At 69.4% G+C, this 26,396-nt stretch carries 27 protein-coding genes; 11 read left to right on the top strand and 16 right to left on the bottom strand.

Going from position 1 to position 26,396, the window contains the following annotated elements:
• Positions 1-8: 8 nt before the first annotated feature.
• The gene (locus tag JOF29_RS33360; protein WP_209698351.1) at positions 9-260 is read right to left on the bottom strand and encodes a hypothetical protein; all 252 of its coding nucleotides are present in this window, start codon (positions 258-260) and stop codon (positions 9-11) included.
• A 463-nt stretch (positions 261-723) separates the two neighbouring features.
• Positions 724-1,350: a DUF2461 domain-containing protein gene (locus tag JOF29_RS33355; RefSeq protein WP_209698350.1), complete on the bottom strand. Its 627-nt coding sequence runs from the start codon at positions 1,348-1,350 to the stop codon at positions 724-726.
• Between the two features lie 41 nt (positions 1,351-1,391).
• Here JOF29_RS33355 and JOF29_RS33350 point away from each other — a divergent pair, with 41 nt between their 5' ends.
• Positions 1,392-2,342 (top strand): quinone oxidoreductase family protein, encoded by a 951-nt coding sequence (locus JOF29_RS33350; RefSeq protein ID WP_209698349.1) that lies wholly within the window; start codon positions 1,392-1,394, stop codon positions 2,340-2,342.
• Here JOF29_RS33350 and JOF29_RS33345 read toward each other — a convergent pair.
• The 3 genes from JOF29_RS33345 to JOF29_RS33335 all read right to left on the bottom strand — a co-directional run bounded on the left by JOF29_RS33345 (position 2,332) and on the right by JOF29_RS33335 (position 4,241).
• Positions 2,332-3,444: an epoxide hydrolase family protein gene (locus JOF29_RS33345; protein ID WP_209698348.1), complete on the bottom strand. Its 1,113-nt coding sequence runs from the start codon at positions 3,442-3,444 to the stop codon at positions 2,332-2,334. The genes JOF29_RS33350 and JOF29_RS33345 overlap by 11 nt on opposite strands.
• Positions 3,445-3,472: 28 nt before the next feature.
• Entirely contained in the window at positions 3,473-3,775 is a 303-nt protein-coding gene (locus tag JOF29_RS33340; protein WP_209698347.1) for a hypothetical protein, read from the bottom strand.
• 193 nt (positions 3,776-3,968) lie between these two features.
• A complete protein-coding gene (locus JOF29_RS33335; protein WP_209698346.1) occupies positions 3,969-4,241 on the bottom strand; it encodes a DUF1905 domain-containing protein in 273 nt (90 codons plus the stop codon).
• Positions 4,242-4,307: 66 nt separating this feature from the next.
• On the opposite strand from JOF29_RS33335, the gene JOF29_RS33330 reads away from it, so the two are divergent.
• On the top strand, positions 4,308-4,940 hold the full coding sequence (locus tag JOF29_RS33330; protein ID WP_307863817.1) for a GNAT family N-acetyltransferase: 633 nt from the start codon (positions 4,308-4,310) through the stop codon (positions 4,938-4,940).
• Here the strand turns inward: JOF29_RS33330 and JOF29_RS33325 are convergent.
• The 8 genes from JOF29_RS33325 to JOF29_RS33290 all read right to left on the bottom strand — a co-directional run bounded on the left by JOF29_RS33325 (position 4,894) and on the right by JOF29_RS33290 (position 12,984).
• Complete coding sequence (locus tag JOF29_RS33325; RefSeq protein WP_209698345.1) at positions 4,894-5,922, bottom strand: cation diffusion facilitator family transporter; 1,029 nt, start codon at positions 5,920-5,922, stop codon at positions 4,894-4,896. The genes JOF29_RS33330 and JOF29_RS33325 overlap by 47 nt on opposite strands.
• Positions 5,919-6,320, bottom strand: a complete 402-nt coding sequence (locus JOF29_RS33320; protein ID WP_209698344.1) for an ArsR/SmtB family transcription factor — start codon at positions 6,318-6,320, stop codon at positions 5,919-5,921. Before JOF29_RS33320 ends, JOF29_RS33325 begins: the two co-directional genes overlap by 4 nt.
• Positions 6,321-6,704: 384 nt before the next feature.
• Positions 6,705-7,337: a response regulator gene (locus JOF29_RS33315; RefSeq protein WP_209698343.1), complete on the bottom strand. Its 633-nt coding sequence runs from the start codon at positions 7,335-7,337 to the stop codon at positions 6,705-6,707.
• A 76-nt stretch (positions 7,338-7,413) separates the two neighbouring features.
• On the bottom strand, positions 7,414-8,568 hold the full coding sequence (locus tag JOF29_RS33310; RefSeq protein WP_209698342.1) for a sensor histidine kinase: 1,155 nt from the start codon (positions 8,566-8,568) through the stop codon (positions 7,414-7,416).
• 7 nt (positions 8,569-8,575) lie between these two features.
• The gene (locus tag JOF29_RS33305) at positions 8,576-9,058 is read right to left on the bottom strand and encodes a hypothetical protein (protein ID WP_209698341.1); all 483 of its coding nucleotides are present in this window, start codon (positions 9,056-9,058) and stop codon (positions 8,576-8,578) included.
• 118 nt (positions 9,059-9,176) lie between these two features.
• Entirely contained in the window at positions 9,177-10,775 is a 1,599-nt protein-coding gene (locus tag JOF29_RS33300) for an ABC-F family ATP-binding cassette domain-containing protein (RefSeq protein ID WP_209698340.1), read from the bottom strand.
• Positions 10,776-10,888: 113 nt separating this feature from the next.
• A complete protein-coding gene (locus JOF29_RS33295; protein ID WP_209698339.1) occupies positions 10,889-12,298 on the bottom strand; it encodes an ATP-binding protein in 1,410 nt (469 codons plus the stop codon).
• Positions 12,299-12,300: 2 nt separating this feature from the next.
• Complete coding sequence (locus JOF29_RS33290) at positions 12,301-12,984, bottom strand: response regulator (protein ID WP_209698338.1); 684 nt, start codon at positions 12,982-12,984, stop codon at positions 12,301-12,303.
• Positions 12,985-13,150: 166 nt separating this feature from the next.
• Between JOF29_RS33290 and JOF29_RS33285 the strand changes: the two genes are divergently transcribed.
• The 7 genes from JOF29_RS33285 (at position 13,151) to JOF29_RS33255 (ending at position 20,806) form a co-directional block, all read left to right on the top strand.
• Positions 13,151-14,938: an ABC transporter substrate-binding protein gene (locus JOF29_RS33285; protein WP_209698337.1), complete on the top strand. Its 1,788-nt coding sequence runs from the start codon at positions 13,151-13,153 to the stop codon at positions 14,936-14,938.
• Positions 14,939-14,942: 4 nt separating this feature from the next.
• The gene (locus JOF29_RS33280) at positions 14,943-15,920 is read left to right on the top strand and encodes an ABC transporter ATP-binding protein (RefSeq protein WP_209698336.1); all 978 of its coding nucleotides are present in this window, start codon (positions 14,943-14,945) and stop codon (positions 15,918-15,920) included.
• Positions 15,917-16,933, top strand: a complete 1,017-nt coding sequence (locus tag JOF29_RS33275) for an ABC transporter ATP-binding protein (protein ID WP_307863816.1) — start codon at positions 15,917-15,919, stop codon at positions 16,931-16,933. Before JOF29_RS33280 ends, JOF29_RS33275 begins: the two co-directional genes overlap by 4 nt.
• Positions 16,930-17,856: an ABC transporter permease gene (locus JOF29_RS33270; protein WP_209698335.1), complete on the top strand. Its 927-nt coding sequence runs from the start codon at positions 16,930-16,932 to the stop codon at positions 17,854-17,856. Before JOF29_RS33275 ends, JOF29_RS33270 begins: the two co-directional genes overlap by 4 nt.
• Before the next feature lie 2 nt (positions 17,857-17,858).
• Positions 17,859-18,818 (top strand): ABC transporter permease, encoded by a 960-nt coding sequence (locus JOF29_RS33265; RefSeq protein ID WP_209698334.1) that lies wholly within the window; start codon positions 17,859-17,861, stop codon positions 18,816-18,818.
• Positions 18,819-18,923: 105 nt separating this feature from the next.
• Positions 18,924-19,910 carry a 2-dehydropantoate 2-reductase gene (locus JOF29_RS33260; RefSeq protein ID WP_209698333.1) on the top strand — a complete coding sequence of 329 codons (987 nt, stop codon included), beginning with the start codon at positions 18,924-18,926 and terminating at the stop codon, positions 19,908-19,910.
• 26 nt (positions 19,911-19,936) lie between these two features.
• Positions 19,937-20,806 (top strand): NAD(P)/FAD-dependent oxidoreductase, encoded by an 870-nt coding sequence (locus JOF29_RS33255; RefSeq protein ID WP_209698332.1) that lies wholly within the window; start codon positions 19,937-19,939, stop codon positions 20,804-20,806.
• Here JOF29_RS33255 and idi read toward each other — a convergent pair.
• A complete protein-coding gene (idi, locus tag JOF29_RS33250; RefSeq protein ID WP_209698331.1) occupies positions 20,783-21,340 on the bottom strand; it encodes an isopentenyl-diphosphate Delta-isomerase in 558 nt (185 codons plus the stop codon). The two genes, JOF29_RS33255 and idi, sit on opposite strands and share 24 nt — an antisense overlap.
• Before the next feature lie 228 nt (positions 21,341-21,568).
• On the opposite strand from idi, the gene tyrS reads away from it, so the two are divergent.
• The gene (gene tyrS / locus JOF29_RS33245; protein ID WP_209698330.1) at positions 21,569-22,795 is read left to right on the top strand and encodes a tyrosine--tRNA ligase; all 1,227 of its coding nucleotides are present in this window, start codon (positions 21,569-21,571) and stop codon (positions 22,793-22,795) included.
• Positions 22,796-23,895: 1,100 nt separating this feature from the next.
• Here tyrS and JOF29_RS33240 read toward each other — a convergent pair.
• A complete protein-coding gene (locus JOF29_RS33240; RefSeq protein WP_209698329.1) occupies positions 23,896-24,771 on the bottom strand; it encodes a lytic transglycosylase domain-containing protein in 876 nt (291 codons plus the stop codon).
• 184 nt (positions 24,772-24,955) lie between these two features.
• Between JOF29_RS33240 and JOF29_RS33235 the strand changes: the two genes are divergently transcribed.
• Positions 24,956-25,777: an NmrA family NAD(P)-binding protein gene (locus tag JOF29_RS33235; RefSeq protein ID WP_209698328.1), complete on the top strand. Its 822-nt coding sequence runs from the start codon at positions 24,956-24,958 to the stop codon at positions 25,775-25,777.
• On the opposite strand, the gene JOF29_RS33230 is transcribed toward JOF29_RS33235, so the two are convergent.
• Positions 25,766-26,245, bottom strand: coding sequence for a DinB family protein (locus JOF29_RS33230; RefSeq protein WP_209698327.1), 480 nt, complete (start codon positions 26,243-26,245; stop codon positions 25,766-25,768). The two genes, JOF29_RS33235 and JOF29_RS33230, sit on opposite strands and share 12 nt — an antisense overlap.
• Positions 26,246-26,396: the final 151 nt, after the last annotated feature.

Here is a 26,396-nt window from a genome sequence, read left to right as displayed (position 1 = left end):
CGACGTACTCATCCGTCGCAGGTCAGAGCTGGCGATGATCGCTCCTTGACCGGTCTCCAGAGTGTGCCGGCGACGGTCACGTGGTCGACGATGCCGTCAGGATTCCGCGTCCACGTCACCGTCACGACCCCGCTGCGATTGTTGATCGTCTTGATGCACAGGTTCGTGCCAGATGGCAGTTGATCCCAAGGGCGCCGGCTGTTGGCCACCGCGAAGGTACTTCCGCTGCTGGCCATGAACTGCTGTTCGTCGACAACCACATTCCCAAGGTCCGGATTCGCGGAGTACATGGCCCAGGAACCCTCGGAGATGCTCAGCGCGTACGGCGGTGCGTTTGGCAGCGGCTATCTCACGAAGGGATGTGGCGGACCGGATCCGCATTCATCGGCTACGACACCCGTCACGGTTACGCCACAAGCCCCGACGGAATCAGTCACCGTGACTGGCTCACCCGGTGTCCCGTCGGCGCCGGTACTACGGCGCGCACCCCCGCGCCGGTCTCCCCCGTGCTCGACTCAGCAGACCTGTTCGACTAGCGGTAGCGACGCCATCACCAACAGCATGCGGCCGACGAGTCCAGCCACCGAGTCGGGTCAACACCCACACCCCGCCGACCGTCGGTCGGCCACACCCGCCTCCCGTCTTTCTCCTCGACTTCTTTCTCTTTCGCTACGCAGCAGGGCCGGCCCGGGCAAGCGCCGTACCTTCGCTTTCCCTTGTTGCTCAGGTGTTGTCGGTGAGCCAGGTGATGAGGGGTTTGGTGGCTTGCCAGTCGGTGCGGATGTGGGTGGTGAGGGTGGGGGTGTGGATGAAGGGGTCGAAGCCGTAGCTCTTGCCGACGTTGAGGGATTTGTGGCGGAGGAGGTCGATACGGGGGTGGTCGGGGTCGTATCCTCGGGGGGTGGTTTTGAGTTTGTCGCCGCCGATGCTCCAGCCGGCCTTGGCGAGGTTGGCGAGGATCTTCTCGAGTTGTTTGCCGCGGCGGTCGTCGGCGATGGCGGTGCGGATGCGGGCCAGGCGGTCCGAGCTTGCGTCGTAGAAGCCGGCGCCGACGCGGACGCCGGGGGCTGACACCTGGACGTACCAGCCGGTGGCCGGCGCGACCGCGACGTACGCGCCCTGGTGGGTCTTGTACGGCGTCTTGTCCTTCGCGAAGCGGACGTCCCGGTACGGGCGGAAGAGCTTCGCGGCACCGAACTCCTCCTCGAGCTCGGCCATCAGCTCCGCCATCGGGGCCCGCACCGACTCCTCGTAGACGTGCTTGTGCGCCGTCCAGAAGCTCTTGGTGTTGTCCATTTCGAGATCGTCGTAGAAGTCCAGCGCCGCCGCCGGGAAACCGGTAAAACTCATGTCGTTACGATAGTTCGCCCAGCAGATCGGACAGGAACCAGATGCGCGCGATCCAGGTCACCGAGTTCGGCGGCCCCGAGGTACTCGTCCCGGCCGAGCTCGATCCGCCGGTCGCCGGCAGGGATCAGCTGCTCGTCGAGGTCAGCGCCGCGGGCGTGAACTTCGCCGACACCCATCGCACCGACGGCTCGTACCGCGGCGGCGTGACGCTGCCGTTCGTACCGGGCGTGGAGATCGTCGGGCGCACGACGACCGGCCGGCGGATCCTCGCCCCGATCCTCACGACCGGCGGCGGGTACGCCGAGTACGCGGTCGCGCCGAAGGACCGCGCCGTCGACGTACCGGACGAGGTCACCGACGGGCAGGCGCTCGCGCTGCTGATCCAGGGGCTGACGGCCTGGCACGTACTGCGGAAGAGCGCCCGGATGGACTGCGGCGACTCCGTGCTGGTGAACGCGGCCGCGGGTGGTGTCGGCTCGCTCGCGATCCAGCTCGCCAAGCACTTCGGCGCCGGCCGGGTGGTGGCGGCAGCGTCCACGCCGGCCAAACGCGAGCTGGCGCTGGAGCTCGGCGCGGACGTTGCCGTGGACAACGACCTGGACGGCTACGTGGAGAGGGTCCGACGAGCCTCGGACGGCGGCGTCGACATCGTCCTGGATCCCACCGGCGGCGCGGCGACGCAGGCCGGACTCGACTGCCTGGCGGACTTCGGGCGGCTGGTGAACTACGGCAATGCCGGGCGCGAAGGACGACCGCCGATCGACCCGAGCGCGCTTGCCCAGCGCAACCTTTCGGTGGCCGGCTTCTGGCTGGTGCCCGCGATGAACCTGCCCGGCATGTACGAGTACCCGCTGACCGCGATGCTCGATCTCACCGCCCGCAAGCAACTCCGCCCGCTCGTCGGCGCCGAGTACCCGCTGGAAGAGGCCCGCCGTTCGCACGAGGACCTGCTGGCCCGCCGGTCCACCGGGAAGCTGATCCTCAAGCCCTGAAGAACGCGCGGATGTCCGCGGCCAGCAGCTCCGGCTGCTCCAGCGCCGCGAAATGCCCGCCGTGCGGATGCGAAGTCCAGCGCACGATGTTGTCGCTCTGCTCGGCCTTGTGCCGCAACGGGATGAAGTTCTCGTGCGCGAGGTCGAGCAGCGCGGTCGGCGTTCGCGACGGCTCGGGCGGCTGACCCCAGTACGCCGCGTGCGCGCGCTCGTAGTAGATCGCGCCGGACGATCCGCCGGTCCGGGTCAGCCAGTACAGCATCACGTTGGTGAGCAGGATGTCCCGGTCGATCGGCGTGTCCGACCAGGTCGCGAACTTCTCCGCGATCCACGCCAGCTGCCCGACCGGCGAGTCGGTCAGCGCGTACGCCAGCGTCTGCGGCCGCGTCGACTGCAGGTCGGCGTACCCCTGCTGTTCCGAGGCGAACCCCTGCTGCCGCCGCCACGACGCCCACGTCCGCTCCTGCTCCTCCGCGTCCAGCGCAGCAAGCTCCGCCGACGTCGGCTCGGACGTCGCGCCCGCGCCGGGGATCAGGTTCAGGTGTACGCCGATCACCCGCTCGGCGTCGATCCGCCCGACCTCACGCGAGATCGCGGCGCCCCAGTCCCCGCCCTGTACGCCGTACCGGTCGTACCCGAGCGACGTCACCAGCGAAGTCCACGCGCGCGCCGCCCGCTGGAACTCCCACCCGGCCTCACGCGTCGGGCCGGACAGCGTGAACCCCGGAATGGTCGGGAAGATCAGGTGGAAGTCCCTCAGCAGCGGAGCGACGTACGTGAACTCGACGATCGATCCGGGCCAGCCGTGCGTCAGCACCAGCGGGATCGCCTCCGGTGACGTCGACGGGAGGTGCGCGAAGTGCACGGAGGCGCCGTCGATGACCGTCGTGTACTGCGGCCAGGTGTTCAACCGGGCTTCAGCAGCGCGCCAGTCGTACCCGTCCCGCCAGTACGCGACCAGGTCCTGCAGGTACTCGAGCGGTACGCCGCGGGTCCAGCCGGCTCCCGGTAGCTCGGCCGGCCAGCGCACGAGGTCCAGCCGTCGGCGCAGGTCGTCCAGCTCGCTCTCCGGCACGTCCAGCCGGAACGGTTCGATCGTCACTGCCGCACTGTGGCACAGAACCTGCGGATCAGGCAGTGACTTTCTGCTGTCCTCGGTCGCTGAGCAGCTTCACCGCGATCGCACCGATCAGGCAGAGCACGCCGGCGATGATGACCACCGTCGTCAGCGTGCTCGCGCTGTTCAGCGCGTTGTCGCAGGCCATCGGCGTGATCCCGGCGGCCGGCCGGAACGCCGAACCGCAGTCCGCCCCGCTCGCGGAGACCGTCCGGAACCCGAGCAGCGCGCCGCCGAGCAGCAGCACCGCCCCGGCGACGCCGGGCACCTTCTTCAGCGCGGTCACGAAAAATCCGGAACCGTTGATGTTGGGCACGCCAACGGCATGCCTGCTGAGCCCCGTAGCACTTCGTTCACTCCTCTTCGTCGGACCACCCGATCCGAACTTACGGTCCGGCCGGAAGGATCCCCACCCCGAGCAGCGGGTCAGCACCGATTCTTCACAGAGTCCTTACTCAGAACATGACCCGCTGTGACGGTGATCTCAGATCAAATGGAAGTCACTCTCATCAGAGACGCTCTTCCAGATGTACGGTGATCCGCTCCCCCGGCTGCTTGCCGAGCAGCGCCTGCAAGGCACCCTTCACGGGCAGCTTGTGGGTCCCGTCACCGAGCGCCATGAACGAGCTCTCGAACGGGTGCCCGTCCATGGTGCCGCGGACCTTGACCAGTCCGCGGGTCCCGAAGTACTCGGCCGAACCCGGCATCTGCACGTAGGTCCAACCGCCCTTGGCGTCGCTCTTCAGCAGCGGCGCGGTGAACGTCTTGTCCAGCTTGCTCATCGTGAGCTCCTCTCTACACAACTGGGTAGAGGCTGCCGCCGGGATTTCGACACTATTCTGAAAACTGTGCAGATCACGATCCGCCGGGCCGGGCGGGACGACGTACCGGCGGTTCTGAGTCTCCTCGACGGGGCGACCGAGTGGCTGGTCGCCCGCGGGCGGACCGGGCAGTGGGGTACGACGCCGCACTCGACCAGCCCACGCCGGGTCGCGCAGCTCACCGGCTTCGCGGACGAGGGCGAACTGTGGGTCGCCGAAGCGGACGGCCGGGTGGTCGGGGCGGACGGCCGGGTGGTCGACGCGGACGGACCGGTGGTCGGGGCGGACGGACCGGCGGTCGGGGCGGACGGACCGGCGGTCGGGGCGGACGGGGCGGACGGACGCGTCGTCGGGGCTCTCGCTGTCGGGGCGGCGTTGGACTACGTGCCGCCGGCGGCCGAGCCTGAGCTGTACGTCCGGCTGCTCGTCACCGAACGCGCCTCCGCGGGACAGAACCTCGGCGCCGCTCTGCTCGACCACGCCCGCGAACTGGCCCGCGCGGACGGCGTCCGGCTGCTCCGGGTCGACTGCTTCGCGGGCGACGACCAGGCGCTCGTCCGGTACTACGAGCGGCAGGGGTTCACGCGGTACGCCGAGTTCGCCGTACCGCGGGTCAATGGGCCGGACTGGCCGGGTCAGGTGCTTGCCCAGCGGTTGTAGGCGACCTGTGTACAACCCCGTGGGAGTCAGTGCAGTGCTCCGCAAGGCCCGCGGTCGCGTGGTCGACCTGAAGCGTGGAGTGCGTCAGCTGGTGGCGCTCGGCAAACACCTCCTCGATCCGGATCCGGATCTGGTGGCAGTCGAGCCCTTCGGCGACCAGGATGTGCGCGGACGCGGCCGGCTCGCCCGAGGTGATCTCCCAGACGTGCAGGTCGTGGACCTCGACGACGCCGTCAACCGCGCACAGCTCGGCACCGAGGGCCTGCGGGTCGATCGCGGCCGGCGCGGCCTCCAGGAAGATCCGGCCGGAGTCGCGGACCAGCCCGATACCGGCCTTCAGCATCAGTACGGCGACCACGAACGCGGCGATCGCGTCCGCGCGGGCGAAGCCGGTGAGCAGCACGACCAGACCGGCGATCGCGGTGGCGATGAACGCGAAGAGGTCGTTGAGGATGTGCTGGAAGGCGCCCTCGACGTTCAGGCTGGAGCGGTTCGCCTTGCTGATCAGCCAGGTGGCGAGCAGGTTCACGACGATGCCGACCAGGCCGGTGATCAGTACCAGCGCGCCTTGGACCTCGGGCGGGTGGATCAGGCGGTTGATCGCCTCGTAGACGAAGTACACGGCGAGGAGCAGGAGCGTGATGCCGTTCGCCTGCGCGGAGAGGATCTCGACGCGTTTGAAGCCGTAGGTGAATCCGCCGCGCGGTGGTTTGGCGGCGAGGCGGATCGCGAGGAGGGCGAGGGCGATCGCGATCGCGTCGGTGAGCATGTGGGCGGCGTCCGTGACGAGGGCCAGCGAACCGGCCGCGAGTCCCACGATCACCTCGGCGATCATGAACCCGACGATCAGCGCGAGCGCGCCGCTGAGCAGCTTCCGGTCCGCGGCCGCGTTGACGGCGTGCCCGTGCCCGTGGCCCTGACCCTGCCCCCGACCACGCCCTGCGGCAGCAGTCTCCGAACCGTGCTCGTGCCGTGCGCTCATGCGTCCGCCCTCTCCGGGTGGATGGCGTCGGTGTGCTCGGTGTGCGCGACGGCGAGATCCAGCAGCATCCGTACGTGCGCGTCGTCGAGCCGGTAGAAGGCGTTCCGCCCGTCCCGCCGTACGGCGACGACTCGGTGTGCACGCAGCAGCCGGAGCGCGTGTGAGGTCGCGGACTCGCTGAGCCCGGTGATCGCGGCGAGGTCGCAGACGCACAACTCCCCGTCGAGCAGCGCCACGAGCAGCTTCAGCCGCCGCGGATCCCCGAGCAGCCCGAACACGTCCGCCGTGTCGACGATGTCCTGCTCCCCCGGCATCCTGGCATCAACACTCGCCACCCGCTCCGGATCCACCAACCGCACGTTGCACGAGTCATGCTGCACATCTGCAGAACTCTTCATACGTTCAAAGTAACGCACCACCCGCAAGCCAGCAACCACAGCGTGTCAGGCCCAACTTCGTGAAGCCACCAACCACTTCGCCGGCCCGGGAATGACCGGTGGCTTCTCAAAGATGGCAGGAAACCGAGCGCGGGGCGGTGGCGCCGAACGGCGGTCAGCTCGACAGGAGATGTCGGGCAACCAGGTAGTGCACCTGAGCGTCAGCGCGTTCGTGCGTACAGTGTCTCGTTGGTGCACTACCTGCCGCCTGCCCGGTCGTCCGCGGAGCAGAGGCCACTGGCCTGGCCAGACTGTCCGAGGTGAGCTACGCCGAGGCGGCGGCCTGGCCGCTGCCGGCGATCGCGCAGCATCGGGGCACCTTGATCTGTTGATGGATGGGGTGCGTCAGGCGAGGCCTAGGCGGTAGGCGTAGGCGACGGCTTGGGCTCGGTCGCGGAGGTTGGCTTTGGCGAAGAGGTGGTTGATGTGGGTTTTGACCGTCGCTTCGCTGACTACCAGGTGGCGGGCGATCTCGGTGTTGGAGAGGCCCTCGGCGATCAGCCGGAGGACTTCGAGTTCGCGGGGGGTGAGGCCGGAGTCGGTGGGTGGTTTCGGGGTGGCAGTGGTGCCTTCGATCAGGCGGCGCTGGACGTCGGCGTCGAGGATCGACTGACCGTCGGCGGCCGCCTCCAGGGCACGGCCGATCGACTCGGCGTCGGCGTCCTTGGTGAGGAACCCGCGGGCGCCGGCCTTCAACGCGGCCATCACCGAGTCGTCGTCGCTGTACGTCGTCAGCACCACGACCTCGGTCCGTGGGTACCCGGTCCGCACCTGCCGGGTCGCCTCGACACCGTCCATCGTCGGCATCCGCAGATCCACCAGCAGTACGTCGGGATCGTGCTCGGCCACCAGCTCGACCGCTTCCCGCCCGTCGGACGCCGCCGCGATCACGTCGATACCGGGCAGCAGTTTCAGCAACGTCACCAGCCCGTCCCGGACCACGGTCTGGTCGTCGGCGACCACCACTCGCAAGCTCATCCGCGTCCTCGCTTCGCTCCGGGCGCGGCTGAGGCACGGACCACGCTGTGTCTTCTGGTGAACTCGCTTCGCTCCTTCACGCAGGCACCTTCAGTTCTACCCGCCAGCCCGTCGATGTCGGGCCGGCCTCCAGTGAGCCGCCGACCAGGTCGGCACGTTCGCGCATCCCGAGCAGACCATAGCCACCCGGCGCTGCCCGCTCGGGGCGCTTGTCCTGCGTGTCGTCGACGACCAGACGGATCGGGTCGCCGTACGACAACCGCACCTGCACCGGCGCGCGCGGTGCGTGCTTGCGCGTGTTCACCAACGCCTCCTGCACCGTCCGGTACAACGTGCTCATCACCTCCGCCGGCAACTCCCGTTCCGCACCCTCAACCTCGAACGAAGCCTCCGCACCACTCTCCAGCCGGTACGCCGTCACCAGATCCCCGAGCGCCCGTACGTCGGGAACCGCGTCCTCCCGCAGCGCGGCGACCGCCCGCCGCGCCTCGGTGAGCCCTTCCGCGGCCAGCCCCTGCGCTCGCGTCACCTGCTCGATCGCCTCGGGCGAGGCGCCGTCCCGTACCAGCATCAGCCGCGCCCCCTGCAGGCTCAGCGACAGCCCGGCCAGCGAATGCGCCAGTACGTCGTGCATGTCGCGGGCGATCCGCGCCCGCTCGGCCAGCGCCGCGGCCCGGCCGTGCTCCTCGATCGCGGCCTGCTTCCGGGCCAGCGACACCTCGAGCTCCTCCAGCTGCTGCTCCCGCGACCTGCGGTTGACCGCCGCGAGGGTCAGCGCGACCAGCCCGAACGCCGCTCCGAACGCGCCCGGGGCCGACCGCGTGGTGATGTACAGCGGCACGCTCACGCCGACGATGCTGACGGCGACGACGGCCCACTCCAGCCGGCCGGGCCGGAAGTACCGGACCGCGCCGCGGCTGGCCCAGTACGGGATGACGATCATCGCGCTGGCCGGCAGCGCGTACCAGAGCAGGCACCCGGCCGCCGTGAACACCAGCATCCCGTACCCGGCCGGTCCCGGCGGTTCGCCGTACTTCAGGCCGAACAGCGAGACGTTGCTGACGACAACGATCACGCCGAGGACGACGACCGCCCAGAACGGCAGCCGCTGCTCGTCCTTCCCGCGCGCGGCGACCACCACCGAGATGATCGTGATCACGCCGGGCACCGCGCGCAGCAGCAGGCCAGGCACGGAGGAGTCCCGTACCTGGCCCGCCAGCGTCCAACTCATGCTGACATCATGCCCGCTGCGCGGCGAGCGGGACGTTCGTCGCGAGCGCCCGGCGGTAGACCATCGCGTTCTGGGCGCCGATCGTGAGGCCGATGGTCAGTGCGATCGTGGCCTGGCCGACCGGACTGTGCGGCCACAGCGCCGCCGACGCGAACGCCGTACCGACCCGGAGGGCGATCGTCACGAGCCACAGCAGCAGCGTCGCGGTGGTGCCCTTCTGCCACAGCCCCTGGTCGGTGTTCGTCAGCCGGATGCTGGCGCCGCGGGCGACGCCGAGGCCGAGGAGGACGACGCAGTCGAGGGCGAGGAAGGCGAGTTCGCCGGGGGTCGCGGTGTGTACCACCGAGGCCAGCGAGAGGACGCCGATACCCAGCAGGATCGCGGGCATCAGGAACAGCCCCTTCTGGGTGACCAGGGAGCCGGTCACCTGCCGGCCGATCACCCGTACCAGCACAAGCACGCCAATCAGGATTCCGATTACGGCCGACATTTCAGTTCCTTCCGAGGAGGTTTCGTTGTTGGTCACAACCCTCCTCGGATTCGCGCTCCGGAACGTCAGCCCGGAGGTGAGACCCGGGTGGATCCCGGGCCTCAACCCCCGGGTTGAGTCACGCCAGCGACACCAGGTCCCGGTAGTCGTCGGACCAGAGGTCCTCGGTGGCGTCGGGGAGGAGCAGGACGCGGTCCGGACGGAGGGACTCGATGGCGCCCTCGTCGTGGGTGACCATCACGATCGCGCCCGGGTAGCTGCCGACGGCCCCGAGCACCTCTTCCCGGGACGCCAGGTCGAGGTTGTTCGTCGGCTCGTCGAGCAGCAGCACGTTCGCGCTCGAGTGGACCAGCCCGGCCAGCGCCAGCCGGGTCTTCTCGCCGCCGGACAGGACGCCGGCCGGCTTGTCCACGTCGTCGCCGCTGAACAGGAACGACCCGAGCACGTTCCGCACCTCGCCGTCGGTCAGACCGGGCGCGACCGCGGCAAGGTTCTGCCGTACGGTGCCCGCCAGGTCCAGCGTGTCGTGCTCCTGGGCGAAGTACCCGAGCCGCAGACCGTGCCCCGGTACGACGCGACCGGCGTCCGGCTGTTCCCGCCCCGCGAGGAGCCGGAGCAGCGTGGTCTTGCCGGCACCGTTCAGCCCGAGGATGACGACCCGGCTGCCGCGGTCGACGGCCAGGTCCACGCCGTTCAGCACCTGCAGAGCGCCGTACGACTTCTTCAGGCCGACCGCGGACAGCGGCGTGCGGCCGGACGGTGCCGGGGCCGGGAGCCGGATCTTCGCGACCCGGGACGCCCGCCGTACCGGCTCGAGGTCCGAGAGCAGCTTGTCCGCGCGCCGCGCCATGTTCTTGGCCGCGACCGCGGTGTTCGCGCCCGCCTGCATCTTCGCCGCCTGCGTGTGCAGCGCGGCGGCCTTCCGCTCGGCGACCACGCGTTCCCGCTGCCGCCGCCGCTCGTCCAGCTTCAGCTGTTCGAGGTACTTCGTCCAGCCGGTGTTGTGCAGGTCGATCGTCAGCCGCTGCGGGTCCAGGTGGAAGACCCGGTTGACCGTTGCCTTCAGCAACTCCCGGTCGTGGCTGATGACGATCAGGCCGCCCGGGTACCCGAGCAGGAACTGCCGCAGCCACAGCACCGAGTCCGCGTCGAGGTGGTTGGTCGGCTCGTCGAGCAGCAACGTGTCGTGCTGCGCGAACAGGATCCGGGCCAGCTCCACGCGCCGCCGCTGACCGCCGGACAGTTCGCCGATCGGCTGCTGCATGGCCCGGTTCGGCAGGCCGACACCGGCCGCGAGCCGTGCCGCCTCCGCCTCGGCCGCGTACCCGCCGCCCGCCTGGAACGCCGCTTCGGCCCGCGCGTACGCCGCCATCGACTTCTCCTGGGTCGCACCGGTCGCCGTACTCATCGCGGTCTCGGCCGCGCGCAACCGCCGTACGGCGTCATCGAGACCGCGGGCGGACAGGATGCGATCGGTGACGGTGATCGCGGGATCGGCCGCCCGCGGGTCCTGCGGCAGGTAGCCGATCGACCCGGTGACGGCGATCTGCCCGGTGGCGGGACGTGCCTCACCGGCCAGGGTCTTCATCAGCGTGGTCTTGCCGGCGCCGTTGCGGCCGACGAGCCCGACGCGGTCCCCGGCGCCGACGGTGAACGAGATGTCGGCCAGCAGCAGCTGGGCGGCGACGCGAATATCAACACCGCGAACGGTGATCATGGTTACTCTCCGTGAATACTAGTGGACGCACTTCACCTGTGGGAGTGAGTGCGCCGGCTAGACACAGAGGCAAGTAGCCATGCGCCCACGGTAACCGGAGCGGGCAACCGCCGTCAGCTGGTTTTCGCGGGCAGCTCGATCACGAACCGCGCGCCGCCGCCAGGCCGCTCGGTGACGCGGATGGTTCCGTGGTGCCACTGGACGTGCCGGGCGACGATCGCCAGGCCAAGTCCGACACCGCGGCCGCGGCCGGAGGTCTCGCCGCGGCCGAAGCGCTCGAAGATCCGCGCCCGCTCCTCGACCGCGATCCCGGGACCGGCGTCGTCGACCGTGATCACCACGCCGAGACCTCCGGTCCGTACGCCGACACCCTTGCAGCCGCCGGCGTGGTCCTCGGCGTTCTCGACCAGGTTCGCGACCACGCGCTCGAGCCGCCGCTTGTCGGCCTGCAGCGTGAGCCCCTCGGCCTCGTGCTCCACCGCGGTGACCTCGCGTCCGGCGGCCGCGTCGGCCGCGGCCCTGACCAGGTCGGCGATCCGGACGATCTCCCGGCTGCCCCGGTCGCCGCCGTCGTCGCGGGAGATCTCCAGCAGGTCGATCACCAGCCGCCGGAACCGGTCCAGGTCGTCGCCGAGCAGTTCGACCGGCTCCCGGACCGCGGCCGGGAGCTCGTCGCGGTGGTTCTGGATCAGCTGCATCGAGTTCAGCATCGTCGTCAGCGGCGTCCGCAGCTCGTGGCTGACGTCGCCGGCGAACCGGGCGTCCGCGGCCACCCGGCGTTCCAGATCCTCGGCGGTCTGGTTGAACGACCGCGCCAGACCACCGAGGTCCTTGTCGTTCTCGGCCTGCAACCGGGCGTCCAGCTTGCCCCGCGCGACCGCGTCCGCGACCCCGGCGAGCTCGGCCAGCGGCCGCAGCGCGACGGTACTCGCCAGCCGCCCGACCGCGAGGCCGATCAGGGTGGTCGCGACCGCCGCCGCGATCAGCGTGATCTTCAGCGTCCGCAGCGTGTCGTCCAGGCTCGCCAGCGGATGCCACTCGAAGAACGCGTCGCCCGCCGGGCCGACCGGTACCGCGATCGCGAGCACCGGTTGCCCGCCGACCTCGATCCGGCGCTGCACCGCCTTACCACCGAGCGCGGTCTGGATCAGGTCCGGGGGAAGGTCCGACGGCTTCCCGGTCATCGCGTACCAGTGCTCGTCGAGGTACAGCATCGAGGCCGCCGCGTCGGTGGAGGGCAGGCTGTTCAGGACGTCCATCGGGGACACCCCGGGCAGCAGCGACGGGCTCGGGCACTCGGCATGTTCCCGGGCCGGCTGACACGGCGCCGGCGGGCCGAACAACCCGTACCGCAGCGCCGCCTCGTGGTCCTCGGTCGTGAACTTCGCCGACTGCTCACGCTGCTGGGTCAGGTAGTCCGAGACCACGCCCCAGGTCACCATCGCGAGTACGGCGGACAACCCGAGAGCGAGCAGGCCGTAGGCCAGCATCACCCGGCCCCGGAGGGTGAATCGTCCCAGCAAGGTCAGCTCACCAGTCGGTAGCCCAGGCCGCGGGCGGTGACGAGGTGCTTCGGGCTGGCCGGGTCGCGCTCGATCTTCAGCCGCAGCCGCCGCACGTGGACGTCGACGATCCGGCTGTCCCCGAAGTACCCGTAGCCCCAGACCTTCGACAGCAGCTGCTCCCGGCTGAGAACCTTGCCCTCGGCACCGGCCAGCTCGGCGAGCAGCTTGAACTCGGTACGGGTCAGCGGCAGCACCTCGCCGTCCCGCGTGACCTCGGCACCCGGTACGTCGATCCGCAGGTCGCCGACCTCCATCAGGTCGGCCTGCCGCGCGTTGGCCGGCTCGACCCGGCGGAGCAGCGCCCGGATCCGGGCCGACAACTCCTTGGCAACAAGCGGTTTCGTCACGTAGTCGTCGGCGCCCGCCTCCAGGCCGGCGACCACGTCGTGGCTGTCGGTCCGCGCGGTCACCATGATCACCGGTACGTCGCTGGAGCGGCGGATCTCCCGGCAGACCGTGAAACCGTCCCGGTCCGGCAGCATCAGGTCCAGCAGCACCACGTCCGGCGGCTCCCGGCGCAGGGCCGCGAGCGCGTCGTACCCGTTGGCGGCCTCGGAGACCTGGTAGCCCTCGTCCTCCAGGGCAAGTCGCAGTACCCGCCGGATCCGCGGTTCGTCATCGACCAGCAACAGGCTGTGTGCCACGGGTCCAGTGTCGCTCACGGACGGTCGAAGCGCCGGTAACAGTTGTCATGAATCCGACATCTTCGGGCGGGTGCCGGGTGACATCTGGTTGACGGTTCGGTGACCGCGGTTCCGGCTGCGCCCGGAAGTTCTAGCTTCGGCCGTACCGAGTCCTGGAGGAGGACCAATGGCCAGAAGACGGCTGGCGGCAATCACCCTTGCCGCCGTGACGGGCATCATGCTCGCGGCTTGCAGCAATGGCGGGAACACACCGTCCGGATCCAGCACAGCCGGCACCCCGGTCACCGGCGGCACCCTGAACATGCTCGGGACGGGCGACGTCGACTACATGGATCCCAACGTGAGCTACTACTCGATCGGCTACCTGAACCTGCGGATGTGGAGCCGCCAGCTGTTCACCTATCCGGCCGATCCCGGTAGTGACAACACCAAGCCGGTGGCCGACCTGGCCACGGACATCCCGACCGCCGCGAACGGCGGGCTCAGCGCCGACGGCCTCACCTACACGATCAAGCTCCGCCCGGGCGCCAAGTGGGACACCACCCCGGCCCGGCAGGTGACCGCGGCCGACCTGGTCCGCGGCGTCAAGCGGACCGCGAACCCGCAGCAGCCGTTCGGCGGCATCCCGGACTTCGCGAACCTGATCGTCGGGTACAAGGCGTTCGCGGACGGTTTCGCGAAGGCGCCGAAGACGGTCGCCGGGATCCAGGAGTACATCGACAAGACGCCGCTGCCGGGCGTGGTCGCGAAGGACGACACCACGGTCGTCTTCCACCTGACCCAGCCGGCCACGTATTTCGTCGACATGCTGACGCTGTCGGCCTTCTCGCCGGCGCCGGTCGAGGCACTCAAGTACCTGCCGGCCAGCACCGAGCTCGGCAACCACTTCCCGTCCGACGGCCCGTACAAGGTCGACTCGTGGGTTCCGACCAAGTCGATCACGTACTCCCGCAACTCCGCCTGGGACGCCGCCTCCGACCCGGTCCGCAAGGCGTACGTCGACAAGATCGTCGTGAACGAGACGGTCAGCCAGGACTCGATCCAGCAACAGCTGCAGACCGGCACCCCGACCGCCGACATGGAGTTCGACGCCGGGCCGCCGCCGTCGCAGCTGCCGGCCCTGATCGCCAAGAAGGACCCGAACCTGAACCTGGGCCCGACCGCGTCCAGCAACCCGTACGTCGTCTACAACACCGCGTCGCCGAACAACAACAAGGCGCTCGCGAACGTGAAGGTGCGGCAGGCGATCAGCTACGCGATCAACCGTTCCAACGTCCTGCAGGTACTCGGCGGACCGACCATCAACCCGCCGCTGACCCAGGTGCTGCCGGACAACATCGTCGGCTCGAAGCCGAACGACCCGTACCCGTACAACGTCGACAAGGCCAAGCAACTGCTGGCCGAGGCGGGATTCCCGCACCTGACGCTGAAGTTCCTGTACCGGAACGCCTCCGAGGGCAGCAGCAAGGCCTTCCAGACGGTCCAGCAGGACCTGTCGAAGGCCGGCATCACGGTGACCGGCGTACCGTCGCCGAACGCGGACTTCTACGTCAAGTACCTGCAGGTGCCGAGCGTCGCACGCCGTGGCGTCTGGGACCTGTCGCTGGCCGGCTGGGGTGCTGACTGGTACGGCAACGCGGCCCTGTCGTTCTTCAACCCGCTGTTCTCCGGCGAGCCGTCGTACCCGCCGATCGGCAGCAACTTCGGGCTGTACACCAGCTCCGCGACCAACGCGCTGATCGACCAGGCCATCAAGGCTCCGACCGAGGACCAGGCGTCGACGCTGTGGGCGAAGGCCGACGCACAGGTGATGGCCGACGCGCCGTTCTTCCCGCTGACCAACCCGAAGAACCCGAACTACCACGCGGCGCAGGTGCACAACGCCAACTACGTCCCCGCGATCCAGAACTTCGACCCGACCAACGTGTGGATCGACAAGGACAAGCAGGGCTGACCCCATGGCTCTACTCGAAGTAAGGGACCTCAAGGTCTCCTTCGACACCCCGGACGGCACCGTCCGTGCCGTTCGGGGGCTGTCGTACGACGTGGAAGCCGGCCAGACCCTCGCCGTGGTGGGTGAGTCCGGATCCGGGAAGAGCGTCTCCACCCAGACCATCACCGGCCTCACCCGAGGCGCGAAGGTGTCCGGTACGGCGTACTTCGACGGCACCGACCTGATCACCGCCGACGAACGCACGCTGCGCCGGCTGCGCGGTGCGCAGATCGGGATGATCTTCCAGGATCCGCTGTCCAGCCTGCACCCGCAGTACCGGGTCGGCTGGCAGATCGTCGAGATGATCCGGGCGCACGACCTGGAGATCAGCAAGCAGGCGGCCCGGAAACGGGCCGCCGAGCTGCTCACGCTGGTCGGCATCCCGCGGGCGGCGGACCGGATCGACGACTACCCGCACCAGTTCTCCGGCGGGATGCGGCAACGGGTGATGATCGCGATGGCGATGGCGCTCGACCCGGCGCTGCTGATCGCGGACGAGCCGACCACCGCGCTCGACGTGACCGTCCAGGCCCAGGTGCTGAACGTGATGCGCCGCCTGCAGGAGCAATTCGGTACCGCGATCATCCTGATCACCCACGACCTCGGCGTGGTGGCCGAGATGGCCGACGAGGTGGTCGTGATGTACGCCGGTGCCGTGATGGAGCGCGCACCGCGCCGGGACATCTTCTACCGCAACCACCACCCCTACACCCAGGGCCTGCTCGCCTCGCTGCCGGCGCGCAGCGAGGACCGGCTGACACCGATCCCGGGCACTCCGCCGAGCCTGATCAACCTGCCGAAGGGCTGCCCGTTCGCGACCCGCTGCTCGCACGTGTTCGACAAGTGCTCGGAGACGCCACCGCTGCTCAACGTGGGCGGCGATCCCCGGCACCAGTCGGCCTGCTGGCTCCCCCACCAGGCGGACGAGGCGGTGGCGTCGTGAACGACGAAGTACTGCTCAAGGTGGACGACGTCCGGAAGGACTTCCCGACCCACTCGAAGGAGGTGGTCCAGGCCGTCGCCGGCGTCTCGCTCGAGGTGCACCGGGGCGAGACCCTCGGACTGGTCGGCGAGACCGGCTGCGGGAAGTCCACGCTGGCGCGGTGCATGGCGCACCTGTACGACGTGACGTCGGGCAAGGTGTGGTTCGAGGGCAAGGAGATCACCAAGCTGTCCCGGAAGGCGATGCAGCCGTTGCGCCGCGACGTGCAGGTGATCTTCCAGGACCCGTACGGATCGCTGAACCCGCGCCGCCGGGTCGGGTCGATCATCGGCGACCCGTTCGCCATCCACAAGATTGCTTCCGGCAACGAACGGAAGAAGAAGGTCCAGGAACTGATGGAGCTGGTCGGGTTGAACCCCGAGCACTACAACCGGTTCCCGGCCGAGTTCTCCGGTGGCCAGCGGCAACGGATCGGGGTCGCCCGTGCACTCGCGCTACGGCCCAAACTCGTGATCTGCGACGAGCCGGTGTCGGCGCTGGACGTGTCGATCCAGGCGCAGATCATCAACCTGCTCTCCGACCTGCAGAAGGAGTTCGACCTGACCTACGTGTTCATCTCGCACGACCTGTCCGTGATCCGGCACGTGAGCGACCGGATCGCGGTGATGTACCTGGGCAAGATCGTCGAGCTGGCGCCGACCGGCGAGCTGTTCGGGCAGACCCGGCACCCGTACACCAGGGCGTTGCTGTCGGCGTTGCCGGTGGCCGACCCGGACACCGCCGACAGCCGCGAACAGATCATCCTCGGTGGCGACATCCCGGCCGCGACGAACCCGCCGGAGGGGTGCAGGTTCCACACGCGGTGCCCGAAGGCCCGGCTGGACTGCGCGGCCGACGAACCACCGCTGGAGCCGGTGCTGGGCGATGCGCCCGGCCACCGGACCGCATGTTTCTACCCGTTGACGGTGGGCGAGGACCTGTCCACCGCTGTCCCTGACTTGAAGGTTTCATGAGTACTGCCCTCGAGTTGGTCGATGTCGTCGATGAGCCGAAGGTCATCGAAGGCCGCAGCCCGTTCGCGCTCGCGATGCGGCGGCTGCGCAAGGACAAGGTGGCAATGATCTCGCTGGTCGTGATCGTGCTCATCGTGCTGATGGCGCTCCTGGCGCCGCTGTTCGCGGCGATCACCGGGCATCCGCCGAACGAGCAGTACCGCTCCATCGGGCTCACCCCGGACGGGTTGCCGCGCGGGCCGAACGGCACGTTCTGGCTCGGCACCGACGACCTCGGCCGGGACATCCTGGTGCGGATCGCCTACGGTGCCCGCATCTCACTGCTGGTCGGTGTGATCGCGACCGCGATCACGGTCGCGATCGGTGTCGTGCTAGGACTCGCGGCGGGGTTCCTCGGGGGGATCACCGACACGATTCTGGCGCGGCTGATCGACGTGGTGCTGTCGGTACCGTTCCTGCTGGTCGCGATCGCGCTGGTGTCCGTGACCGGCCCGAGCCTGACGGTGACGGTGCTGGTGATCGGCTTCTTCAGCTGGGCCTCGGTGGCCCGGATCGTCCGCGGTCAGGTGTTGTCGATCCGGGAACGCGAGTACGTCGAGGCGGCCCGATCGCTCGGGGCGGGCGACGCCCGGATCATGTACGTCGACGTACTGCCGAACGTGATCGCACCGGTGATCGTGTACAGCACGCTGCTGATCCCGGTCGTCATCGTCACGCAGGCGACGCTGTCCTTCCTCGGGCTCGGTCTCGCCCCGCCGACGGCCGACTGGGGCGGGATGATCAGCGCGTCGCAGAACTACTACACGACCGCGTGGTGGTTCATCATGTTCCCCGGTCTGGCGCTGCTGGTCACCACGCTCGCCTTCAACCTCTTCGGTGACGGGGTCCGGGACGCGTTCGACCCCCGCGGGGATCGGAGCTGATCATGGCGATGTTCCTGGTACGACGGATCGGCCACGGACTCCTGGTCCTGTGGCTGATCAGCATCGCGGTGTTCGCCCTGTTCTTCGTTGCACCGAGCAACGTCGCGCAGACGCTCGCCGGCCGGCAGGGGACGCCGGAGACGATCGCGCTGATCAAGCACCGGCTTGGCCTGGACCTGCCGGTCTGGCAGCAGTACCTGCACTTCCTCGGCAACGCGGCGAAGGGGAACCTCGGGTACGACTACTACCACCAGGTGCCGGTGACCACGATCATCGGGCAGGCGCTGCCGGTGACGATCTCGCTGGCGCTCGGCGCGTCCGTGCTCTGGTTGCTGCTGGGCGTCTTCAACGGGGTCATCTCGGCGATCCATCCACGGTCGCTGGCGGACCGCGGGCTGACGCTGTTCTCGCTGTTCTTCTACTCGTTCCCGTCGTTCCTGCTCGGCCTGCTGCTGTTGTACTTCCTGTACTTCCGCCTCACGCTGGCCGGTTTCCGCTGGTTCCCGGCCGGTGGGTACTCGCCGCTGACCAGCGGTGCCGGGGCGTGGTTCCAGCATCTGTTCCTGCCCTGGATCGCGCTCGCACTGTTGCTGGCGGCAACGTATACCCGGTTGACCCGGGCATCGATGCTGGACGTGCTCGGCGAGGACTACATCCGGACTGCCCGCTCGAAAGGAATCCGGGAAAGCCGGGTGATCGTCCGGCACGGTCTGCGCAGTGCGCTGACGCCGGTGGTCACGCAGTTCGGTATCGACCTCGGGCAGCTGGTCGGCGGCGTGGTCGTCACCGAGACCGTGTTCAGCCTCCCGGGGCTGGGGCAGACCGCGGTGGTCGCGATCAACCAGCAGGACCTGCCGGTGATCATCGGCATCGTCCTGTTCGCCTCCGCCGCGGTCGTCGTCGCGAACATCCTGGTCGACATCGGGTACGCCGTACTGGATCCGCGGGTGCGGCTGCACTGACCGGCTGTACCGAAGGACGGGCAGTAGTAGGCCGTTTCGATCCGCCGGAACGGATCGAAACGATTCACTGCGGGGTACTGCCCGTTCTTCGGTACGTTGTCCCTCATGATCGCTGTCTATGGTGCCGGCGGGATCGGCTGCTACGTCGGCGGACGGCTCGCGGCGACGGGGACGCCGGTGACGTTCGTCGGCCGGCCGCGGACGGCGGACGAGGTGGCGGCGCACGGGTTGCGGCTGACCGACTACCTGGGCGCCGACCTGCAGGTTGCCGACGTCCGGTTCGAGACCACGCCCGCCGGTGCCGCGGGCGCCGACCTCGTGCTGGTGACGGTGAAGTCGGCGGCGACCTCACAGGCAGCTGACGAGCTGGCCGAGGTGCTGCCGCCGGACGCGGTGGTGGTGAGCTTCCAGAACGGCGTACGGAACGCCGAGGTCCTGCGGTCGCGACTGCCGTCCCAGGTCGTGGTGGCCGGGATGGTGCCGTTCAACGTGCTCAATCGCGGCGGCGGCGTGTTCCACCAGGGCACCGAGGGAAAGCTCGACGTACAACGGGATCCGGCACTGGCGCCGTACGCGGAGGCCTTCGAGCGTGCGGGCCTGCCGCTCACCCAGCATGACGACGTCCTGCCGGTCCAGTGGTCGAAGCTCCTGCTGAACCTGAACAACCCGATCAACGCCCTGTCGAACCTGCCGCTGCGCGACGAGCTCTCGCAGCGCGCGTACCGCCGCTGTCTGGCGGCCGCGCAGGCCGAGGCGCTGGAGCTGCTCGCCGCGGCCGGGATCCGGCCGGCGCAGCTCCTCGCCGTACCGATGCAGCGCTTCCCCGCCGTACTACGGCTGCCGGACTTCCTGTTCCGGCGCCTCGCGAGCAAGGTGCTGGCCGTCGATCCGCTGGCCCGGACGTCGATGTGGGAGGACCTGGAGGCAGGCCGCCCGACCGAGATCGACTACCTGAACGGCGAGGTCGTCCGGCTCGCCGCGTCCCTCGGCCGGACCGCGCCGGTGAACGCCAAGCTGGTCTCGCTGATCCGGGAGGCGGAGACCTCGCGACGCACCTGGGCTGGTCCAGATCTGCTTGGTTCCATTATGTGAGACTTGCGGTCTCGTATGATGGCAACATGGATGTTGCGGTCATCGGTGGAAGTGTCGCGGGGCTGCAGGCTGCGTTGACGTTGGGGCGGGCGCGGCGGCAGGTGGTGCTGTTCGACGACGGGCAGGCCCGGAACCGGACGGCGTCGCACGTGCACAACTACCTCGGCGCCGTCGACGTCGCGCCCGCTGAGCTGCTCGCGATCGGACGGCGGCAGTTGGCGACGTACGGCGTGGAGGTACGGGACGGTCGCGTCGAGGAGGTGACGCCGGACGACGACGGGTTCGTGGTCGACGGGCGGCAGGTGCGGGTCGTCGTATTGGCGACCGGGTTGTGGGACGAGCTGCCCGACGTCCCCGGGGTGGCCGATGGGTGGGGGCAGTCCGTTGTGGCGTGTCCGCACTGCCATGGGTGGGAGGTACGGGATCAGCCGCTGGTGCAGCTGGGGATGCGCGGTGCGCCGGATCGGTCGGTGGCGCGGGCCTTGCTGCTGAGTCGCTGGAGTGACGACGTGGTGCTGTGCACGGACGGCGATGCACTCAGCGGGACGCACCTGGATCGGTTGGCGGCCGCCGGAGTCAAGGTGCGCACCGAGCGCGTGGCCGAGGTCGGGTCAGGGGTGCGGCTGGTCAACGGGGAATCGCTGGCCGCGCGGCGCGTGTTCGTGGTGGTGCGGCAGCATCAGCAGAGCGATCTGGCCGAGCGGCTCGGGTGCCAGGTCGCCGACGGTGCGGTCGTGGTCGACGAAGGCGGACGGACCACTGTGCCCGGGGTGTACGCGGTCGGTACGACGGCCGCGCCGGCGTTGCTCGCGATCGGGGCGGCGGGGCACGCCAGCACCGCGGCGGTCGCCGTACACGGTGATCTGCTGGAGTCAGATCTGGGCGGCGGCTGGTAGCCGGGACGGGTCCGCGATCGGCCAGTCGGCCGGCTCGGTGGGGAGTTCGCCGAGTTGCAGGAGGCACCAGGGCGAGAGGTCGGGGATGCTGCGGACCGCTCGCCATGAGGACCAGCGGTAGTCGGCGACCTCGGCCGGGTTCGGCGTCGGGTCACCGGTCCACCGCGCTCGGTACACCGGGCAGATCTCGTTCTCGACCATGCCGTTCGGCATCTCGGCGCGGTACCGGAACTCCGGCAGCACCAGGTCGACCGTGTCCACCACGATGCCTAGCTCGTCGGCGAGCCGCCGGCGGACCGCGTCCGCGACCGGCTCCCCCGGCAGTGGGTGCCCGCAGCAACTGTTCGTCCAGGCGCCCGGCCAGGTCGGTTTGTGCAGTGCGCGCCGGGTGAGCAGCACCCGCCCGTCCGCGTCGACGACGTAGCTGGAGAACGCCAGGTGCAGCGGCGTCGCCGCGTGATGGACTGTTGCCTTCGCCTCGGTCCCGATCGCGCGCCCGCCGTCGTCCACCAGTACCACCCGCTCGTCGATCACGTGGTCGAGCCTAATCCGGTTCCGGCTGTGGCTGGGTGCCTGCTAGCCTCACCGTGTGACCAAGCACTGTGTGATCTATCGACCGGCTCTGGGAGGGGCCGACGTTCGGTAGTCCCTGCAGTCTGCACCACCCAGAGCCTCCGAGGCAGGAACCGTCCGGTTCCTGCCTCGTTCCGTTTGCCGGAGGCACTGGTGGCACGGGTGCCTCGCCCTGAGAGGAACCCCTTGATGAACGCTGTGATCGACCGGTTACGACGTACCACCGACCTGATCGTCGGTGCGGACGACCTGCGCGAACGCCTGGACTCCGGACGGCCGCTGCGGATCAAGTACGGCGTGGACTGCACCGCGCCCGACCTGCACCTCGGGCACGCGGTCAACCTGTGGATGATGCGCCAACTGCAGGACCTCGGGCACCGGGTGGTGTTCCTGCTCGGCGATCTCACCACGCGCGTCGGCGACCCGACCGGGCGCTCCGAGACCCGCCCGGTCCTCACCCCCGCGCAGATCGACGCGAACGCCGCATCGTTCCTCGAACAGGTCTCGCTGGTACTGCGGACTGACCCGTCGGTGTTCGAGGTACGGCGGAACTCCGAGTGGTACGACGCGATGCCGGTGGCGGAGCTGCTCGGGTTGTTCGCGCAGGTCACGCATGCGCAGTTGATGGCGCGGGACATGTTCCGGGACCGGGTCGCCGCGGGGCGGGAGATCGCGGTGCACGAGCTGGTGTACCCGGTGCTGCAGGGGTACGACAGCTTCGCGATGGAGAGCGACCTGACGATCGTCGGGTCGGACCAGCTGTTCAACGAGCAGCTCGGCCGGCACTTCCAGCAGCGGCTGGGGGCGCCGCCGCAGGTCGTGATCACCACGCCGATCACGCCCGGGATCGATGGTCGCGCCAAGCAGTCGAAGTCGCTGAACAACTACATCGGGCTGACCGACAGCCCGCGGGACAAGTTCGGGAAGCTGATGAGCATTCCGGACGAGCTGGTGGAGGCTTACGCCCGGGTGTACACCGAGCTGCCACCGGAGACGGTTGCCGCGCTCGCGGACGCGTCGGGGCCGGCGGCGCGGGACGCCAAGCTCCGGCTCGCGGCGGCGGTCGTCACCCGGTACCACGGCGCGGGCGTCGCGAAGGCCGAGCTCGACGCGTTCCGCCGTACGTTCACCGACCGCACGGAGCCGGCGGACATGCCGGAGCTCACCGTTGCGTTGGCCCACCCAACGGTCCTCGACCTCCTCCGGGCGGCCCACCCGAACGCGAGCAACTCCGACCTCCGCCGCCTCCTCCGTCAGGGCGCGGTAACCCTCAACGGCATCCGCCAGCACAACCCAGCCACCGAGGTCGACCTCCCGGTCATCCTCAAATCCGGCCCCCGAACCTGGCACCGAGCAACCCCGACCCCACCGACGGCAGGCGGCGCATCCCCCTTGCGAGGTTCACCCCTCACATAGCCCCTTCACCACCGGCATGCAGGGGCTGAACGGACAACGCGAGAGGTGAACCCCTGAACTCACGGCCAGTTCGGCACACCTCAGCTGCCTCAACGACCGACCATCCACGGCCGGCCGGCCCCAGCCGTCTCAACGGCCGACCATCCACGGTCGGCCGCCCGGCACACCCCAGCTGCCTGAACGGCCGACCATCCTCGGGACCTGAGCTCAGCTGACACCCCACCCGATGCCACCCCCGATCAGCACCACACCGCGGACCTCCAACACTCACCAACCGGCCGCCCCACCAGACCCACCCGCCTGGCGATCGCAGGAGGCCCGCCCAACCCTGTGGTTGGTCAGTGCCGGCGGTCCGACGCCCGACCCGCCGCCTGACCCACGCACTCGCCGATCACAAGCACAACCACCCGCCACACGACAACCACCCGCCCAAGCTCACTGGCCAACCACCCGCCCCGCCACCGCACCACAAACCTCCCGCCGCGATCGCAGCGCGACCGTCCAACGCCCCCGCGTGGGCCAGCCACCCGCCACCTCGGTCACCACAACCACGCGCCGCCGCGGGTCGCGGGACGACCACCCGCCACGGCGGTCGCAGGGGCGACCGTCCGGCGCCTCCTCGTCGGACAGTCATCCGCCGTCGCGGGCGCAGCCGCAGGGGCGACCGTCCGGCGCGTCCTCGTGGGACAGCCATCCGCCGTCGCGGGCGCAGCGACAGTCCAGCGACCCCTCGTGGGGCAGTCATCCGACGCCGCAGTCGCGGGTGGCCGCCCAGCGCCGCGCTTGTGGGGCAGCAGTCTGTCGTCGGGATCGTGGAGCGGTCGGCCGACGCGGTGGTTGGCGCGTCACGGTTCTACGACGCGCCCGACGTCGAGATGCCGGGTGGTTCGCGTCACGGGGTTCTACAACGTGCCCGACGTCGAGGTACCGGGTGGTTCGCGCCACGGGGTTCTACAACGTGCCCGACGTCGAGATGCCGGGTGGTTCGCGCCACGGGGTTCTACAACGTGCCCGACGTCGAGGCGCCGGGTGGTTCGCGCGTCACGGGGTTCTACGACGTGCTCGACGTCGAGGTGCCGGGTGGTTCGCGTCCCTGGGTTCTACGGCGTGGTCGAGGTGGAGGTGTCGGGTGGGGTGATTGAGGGTGTCGTCTCGGGGGTTGGGGTGTCGGGTGGGGTGGTTGGGTCGGGGGTGGGGGTTGGGGTGTTTTCGAGGGTTGTGGGCGGGGGTGGGGTGGGGTGGGTTGTTGGCGGGGGGATGTACGGGGGTCTGGTGGAGGTTGGGGTGGTGGGACGGACGGGGTGTTGGGTGGGGGTCGGGATGATGGCCGACGGTGGGGCGGTGGGGACCGCGGTGGGTGATGGTGTGGGGGTGATGCCTGGGGGCGGTGGTGGGGTGGTGCGGTGGGACTTGTCGTCGGTGGTGTGGGTGTTGCCGGTGTTGCCGGCGTCGGGGATGTGGTCGTGGGAGTCGGGGATCGCGACGGTCTGGCGGCTGCACGACTGCATCCAGCGGAGCACCATGGAGACGTAGTCCATCGAGTGGTTGTACCGCAGTACGGCCTGCACCAGCTGTTGCGGATTGCTCAGGTCGGCGCCGACCTGGCACAGGTAGTCCCCGGTCGCCCGCGCCGCATCGAAGACGTTGTGCGGATCGCGGATCCCGTCACCGTTGCCGTCGGCACCGAACGTCGCCCAGGTACCGGGGATGAACTGCACCCAGCAGTCCTCGCGCGACGGGTTGGTGCCACGGCACCGCCCGTCGTCGGTGGTCAGCTCCCATCGCCAGCGGCCGTCCGCGGCGCGGCGCAGCGTCGGCTCGGCCTCCCGCGCGAGGTGACGGACGGCGGCCAGCACGTCCAGCGGGGACCGCCGGTCACCGCGGCCCATCGCCAACGGGCGGTTGTTCCCGGAGAGCAGCCGCCAGATCCGGTCACCGCCTCGCGGGTCCTCCAGGAACTGCATCCGCACCCCCACCAGCCCTCCTCCAACCTCTCCCCCAGCGCAGTCGATATGGAGCGTCACCAGATGCGGACAACGCGTAGTGAACTAGGCCGAAGCGGAACATGAACACGATCGATGACGAACCGACATTTCGCTGTAATGTACGGACAAAAGATTCCTGCTATTCCGGGTCCCGCTTTTGTGCCAGGGTTGAGCAATGACGATCCTGATTACGGGCGCGACCGGAAACGCCGGCGGCGCGGTCGTGCAATCACTCGCGGAGCAAGGCGTCCCCGGCCGGGCCTTGGTCCGGACCGCGACAGACCTGCCGGCCGGGATCGAGCCGGTGTACGGCGACCTCAATCGGCCGGAAACCTTCGTCGGCGCATTACCCGGGGTCAGCGGGATTTTCCTGCTCAGCGGTTACGAACGGCTCGACGAATTACTGGCGAACGCGGTGCGCGCCGGCGTGCGGAAGGTCGTCGTACTGTCGAGCAGCTCGCTGGACGGCGAGCTGACGAACGCGGTCGCCGCGTACCACCACGCCACCGAGCAGGCGGTCCGGGCGGCCGACGTGGAGTGGACCTTTCTGCGGCCGAACTCCTTCATGTCGAACACGTTGCGCTGGCGCGACCAGCTCCGGGCGGGCGACGAGGTCCGCGTGCAGTTCCCCGAGGTGCCGGTGTCGACGATCCACCCGCGCGACATCGGGGACATCGCGGTCCGGGCGCTGCAGGGCGCTCACGATTCCGAGGTACTGCGGCTCACCGGGCCGGTCGCGCTGACGCCGGTGGAGCAGGTCGCGGTCCTCGCGGAAACCCTCGGCCGGCCGCTGACGGCGTACCCGATGAGCCGCGCGGAGACCCACGCCGAGCTGCACACCACCATGCCCGAGCCGTACGCCGCCGCCATCGAGTCGTTCTTCGGCGACGGGACCGTCGACGAGACCTCGGTGAACACCACGGTCACCGACGCGACAGGCCACCCGGCCCGCACGCTCCAGACCTGGACGCAGGAGAACCGCGCACTATTCGGCTAGCACTTGTTCGCGCAGGATGTCGGCGTGGCCGCGGTGCTGGGCCAGCTCGCGCAGGACCTGGAGGTAGACCCAGCGCAGCGTGCGCGGTCCCCTCGGATGCCCGGTCACGACCGCGTCCAGCGCCAGGTCGGCGACCGCCGACCTGGCGGTCGCGCACGCTTTCCGATGGGCGGCCGTGACCGACGCGATCGTGTCGTCGTCGGTGAGCTGGAACGAGTCGTTCGGCGTCTGTACCAGCCCGAGCTCCCGGCGGGACTTACCGCCCAGACACTCCTCGAACCACACCCGCTGCATCCACGTGAGGTGCTTGAGCAGCCCGAGCAAGGTGGTTGCCGACGGGACGAGCCGACGGCGGACCTGCTCCTCGGTCAGCCCGTCGAGGGTCGCCTCGATAGCGCTGCGATGCTCCTCGACGAACGCGTCGAGCTGCGTCCGCTCGTCGTCCAGCAGCACCTCGAACGACCCCATTGCCCGACCTTATCCTGAACCCGTGGACGGTAGGACCTTGGCGGTGAAGTGAGTGGTCCGGTGGGCATCATCTCAGGGGTTGGCCTCTGACGTTGTTCCTTCGCCCCTGGCATGCGGTGGGCGAAGGAACAATGTGAGAGGTCAACCCCTT

Origin of the sequence: Kribbella aluminosa (assembly GCF_017876295.1) — a bacterium.
In the GTDB taxonomy this organism is placed as follows: Bacteria; Actinomycetota; Actinomycetes; order Propionibacteriales; family Kribbellaceae; genus Kribbella; species Kribbella aluminosa.
This window is presented reverse-complemented; position numbering and strand designations above follow the sequence as displayed.

What these genes read in the sequence shown, in the direction of transcription:
- JOF29_RS33320 (WP_209698344.1), bottom strand. Translation starts at nt 6,320, where the DNA reads ATGAAGAGTTCTGCAGATGTGCAGCATGACTCGTGCAACGTGCGGTTG.
- JOF29_RS33270 (WP_209698335.1), top strand. Translation starts at nt 16,930, where the DNA reads ATGAGTACTGCCCTCGAGTTGGTCGATGTCGTCGATGAGCCGAAGGTC.
- tyrS (WP_209698330.1), top strand. Translation starts at nt 21,569, where the DNA reads ATGAACGCTGTGATCGACCGGTTACGACGTACCACCGACCTGATCGTC.
- JOF29_RS33315 (WP_209698343.1), bottom strand. Translation starts at nt 7,337, where the DNA reads ATGAGCTTGCGAGTGGTGGTCGCCGACGACCAGACCGTGGTCCGGGAC.
- JOF29_RS33285 (WP_209698337.1), top strand. Translation starts at nt 13,151, where the DNA reads ATGGCCAGAAGACGGCTGGCGGCAATCACCCTTGCCGCCGTGACGGGC.
- JOF29_RS33300 (WP_209698340.1), bottom strand. Translation starts at nt 10,775, where the DNA reads ATGATCACCGTTCGCGGTGTTGATATTCGCGTCGCCGCCCAGCTGCTG.
- JOF29_RS33335 (WP_209698346.1), bottom strand. Translation starts at nt 4,241, where the DNA reads ATGAGCAAGCTGGACAAGACGTTCACCGCGCCGCTGCTGAAGAGCGAC.
- JOF29_RS33255 (WP_209698332.1), top strand. Translation starts at nt 19,937, where the DNA reads ATGGATGTTGCGGTCATCGGTGGAAGTGTCGCGGGGCTGCAGGCTGCG.
- JOF29_RS33260 (WP_209698333.1), top strand. Translation starts at nt 18,924, where the DNA reads ATGATCGCTGTCTATGGTGCCGGCGGGATCGGCTGCTACGTCGGCGGA.
- JOF29_RS33350 (WP_209698349.1), top strand. Translation starts at nt 1,392, where the DNA reads ATGCGCGCGATCCAGGTCACCGAGTTCGGCGGCCCCGAGGTACTCGTC.
- JOF29_RS33230 (WP_209698327.1), bottom strand. Translation starts at nt 26,245, where the DNA reads ATGGGGTCGTTCGAGGTGCTGCTGGACGACGAGCGGACGCAGCTCGAC.
- JOF29_RS33280 (WP_209698336.1), top strand. Translation starts at nt 14,943, where the DNA reads ATGGCTCTACTCGAAGTAAGGGACCTCAAGGTCTCCTTCGACACCCCG.
- JOF29_RS33355 (WP_209698350.1), bottom strand. Translation starts at nt 1,350, where the DNA reads ATGAGTTTTACCGGTTTCCCGGCGGCGGCGCTGGACTTCTACGACGAT.
- JOF29_RS33305 (WP_209698341.1), bottom strand. Translation starts at nt 9,058, where the DNA reads ATGTCGGCCGTAATCGGAATCCTGATTGGCGTGCTTGTGCTGGTACGG.
- JOF29_RS33310 (WP_209698342.1), bottom strand. Translation starts at nt 8,568, where the DNA reads ATGAGTTGGACGCTGGCGGGCCAGGTACGGGACTCCTCCGTGCCTGGC.
- JOF29_RS33325 (WP_209698345.1), bottom strand. Translation starts at nt 5,922, where the DNA reads ATGAGCGCACGGCACGAGCACGGTTCGGAGACTGCTGCCGCAGGGCGT.
- JOF29_RS33265 (WP_209698334.1), top strand. Translation starts at nt 17,859, where the DNA reads ATGGCGATGTTCCTGGTACGACGGATCGGCCACGGACTCCTGGTCCTG.
- JOF29_RS33235 (WP_209698328.1), top strand. Translation starts at nt 24,956, where the DNA reads ATGACGATCCTGATTACGGGCGCGACCGGAAACGCCGGCGGCGCGGTC.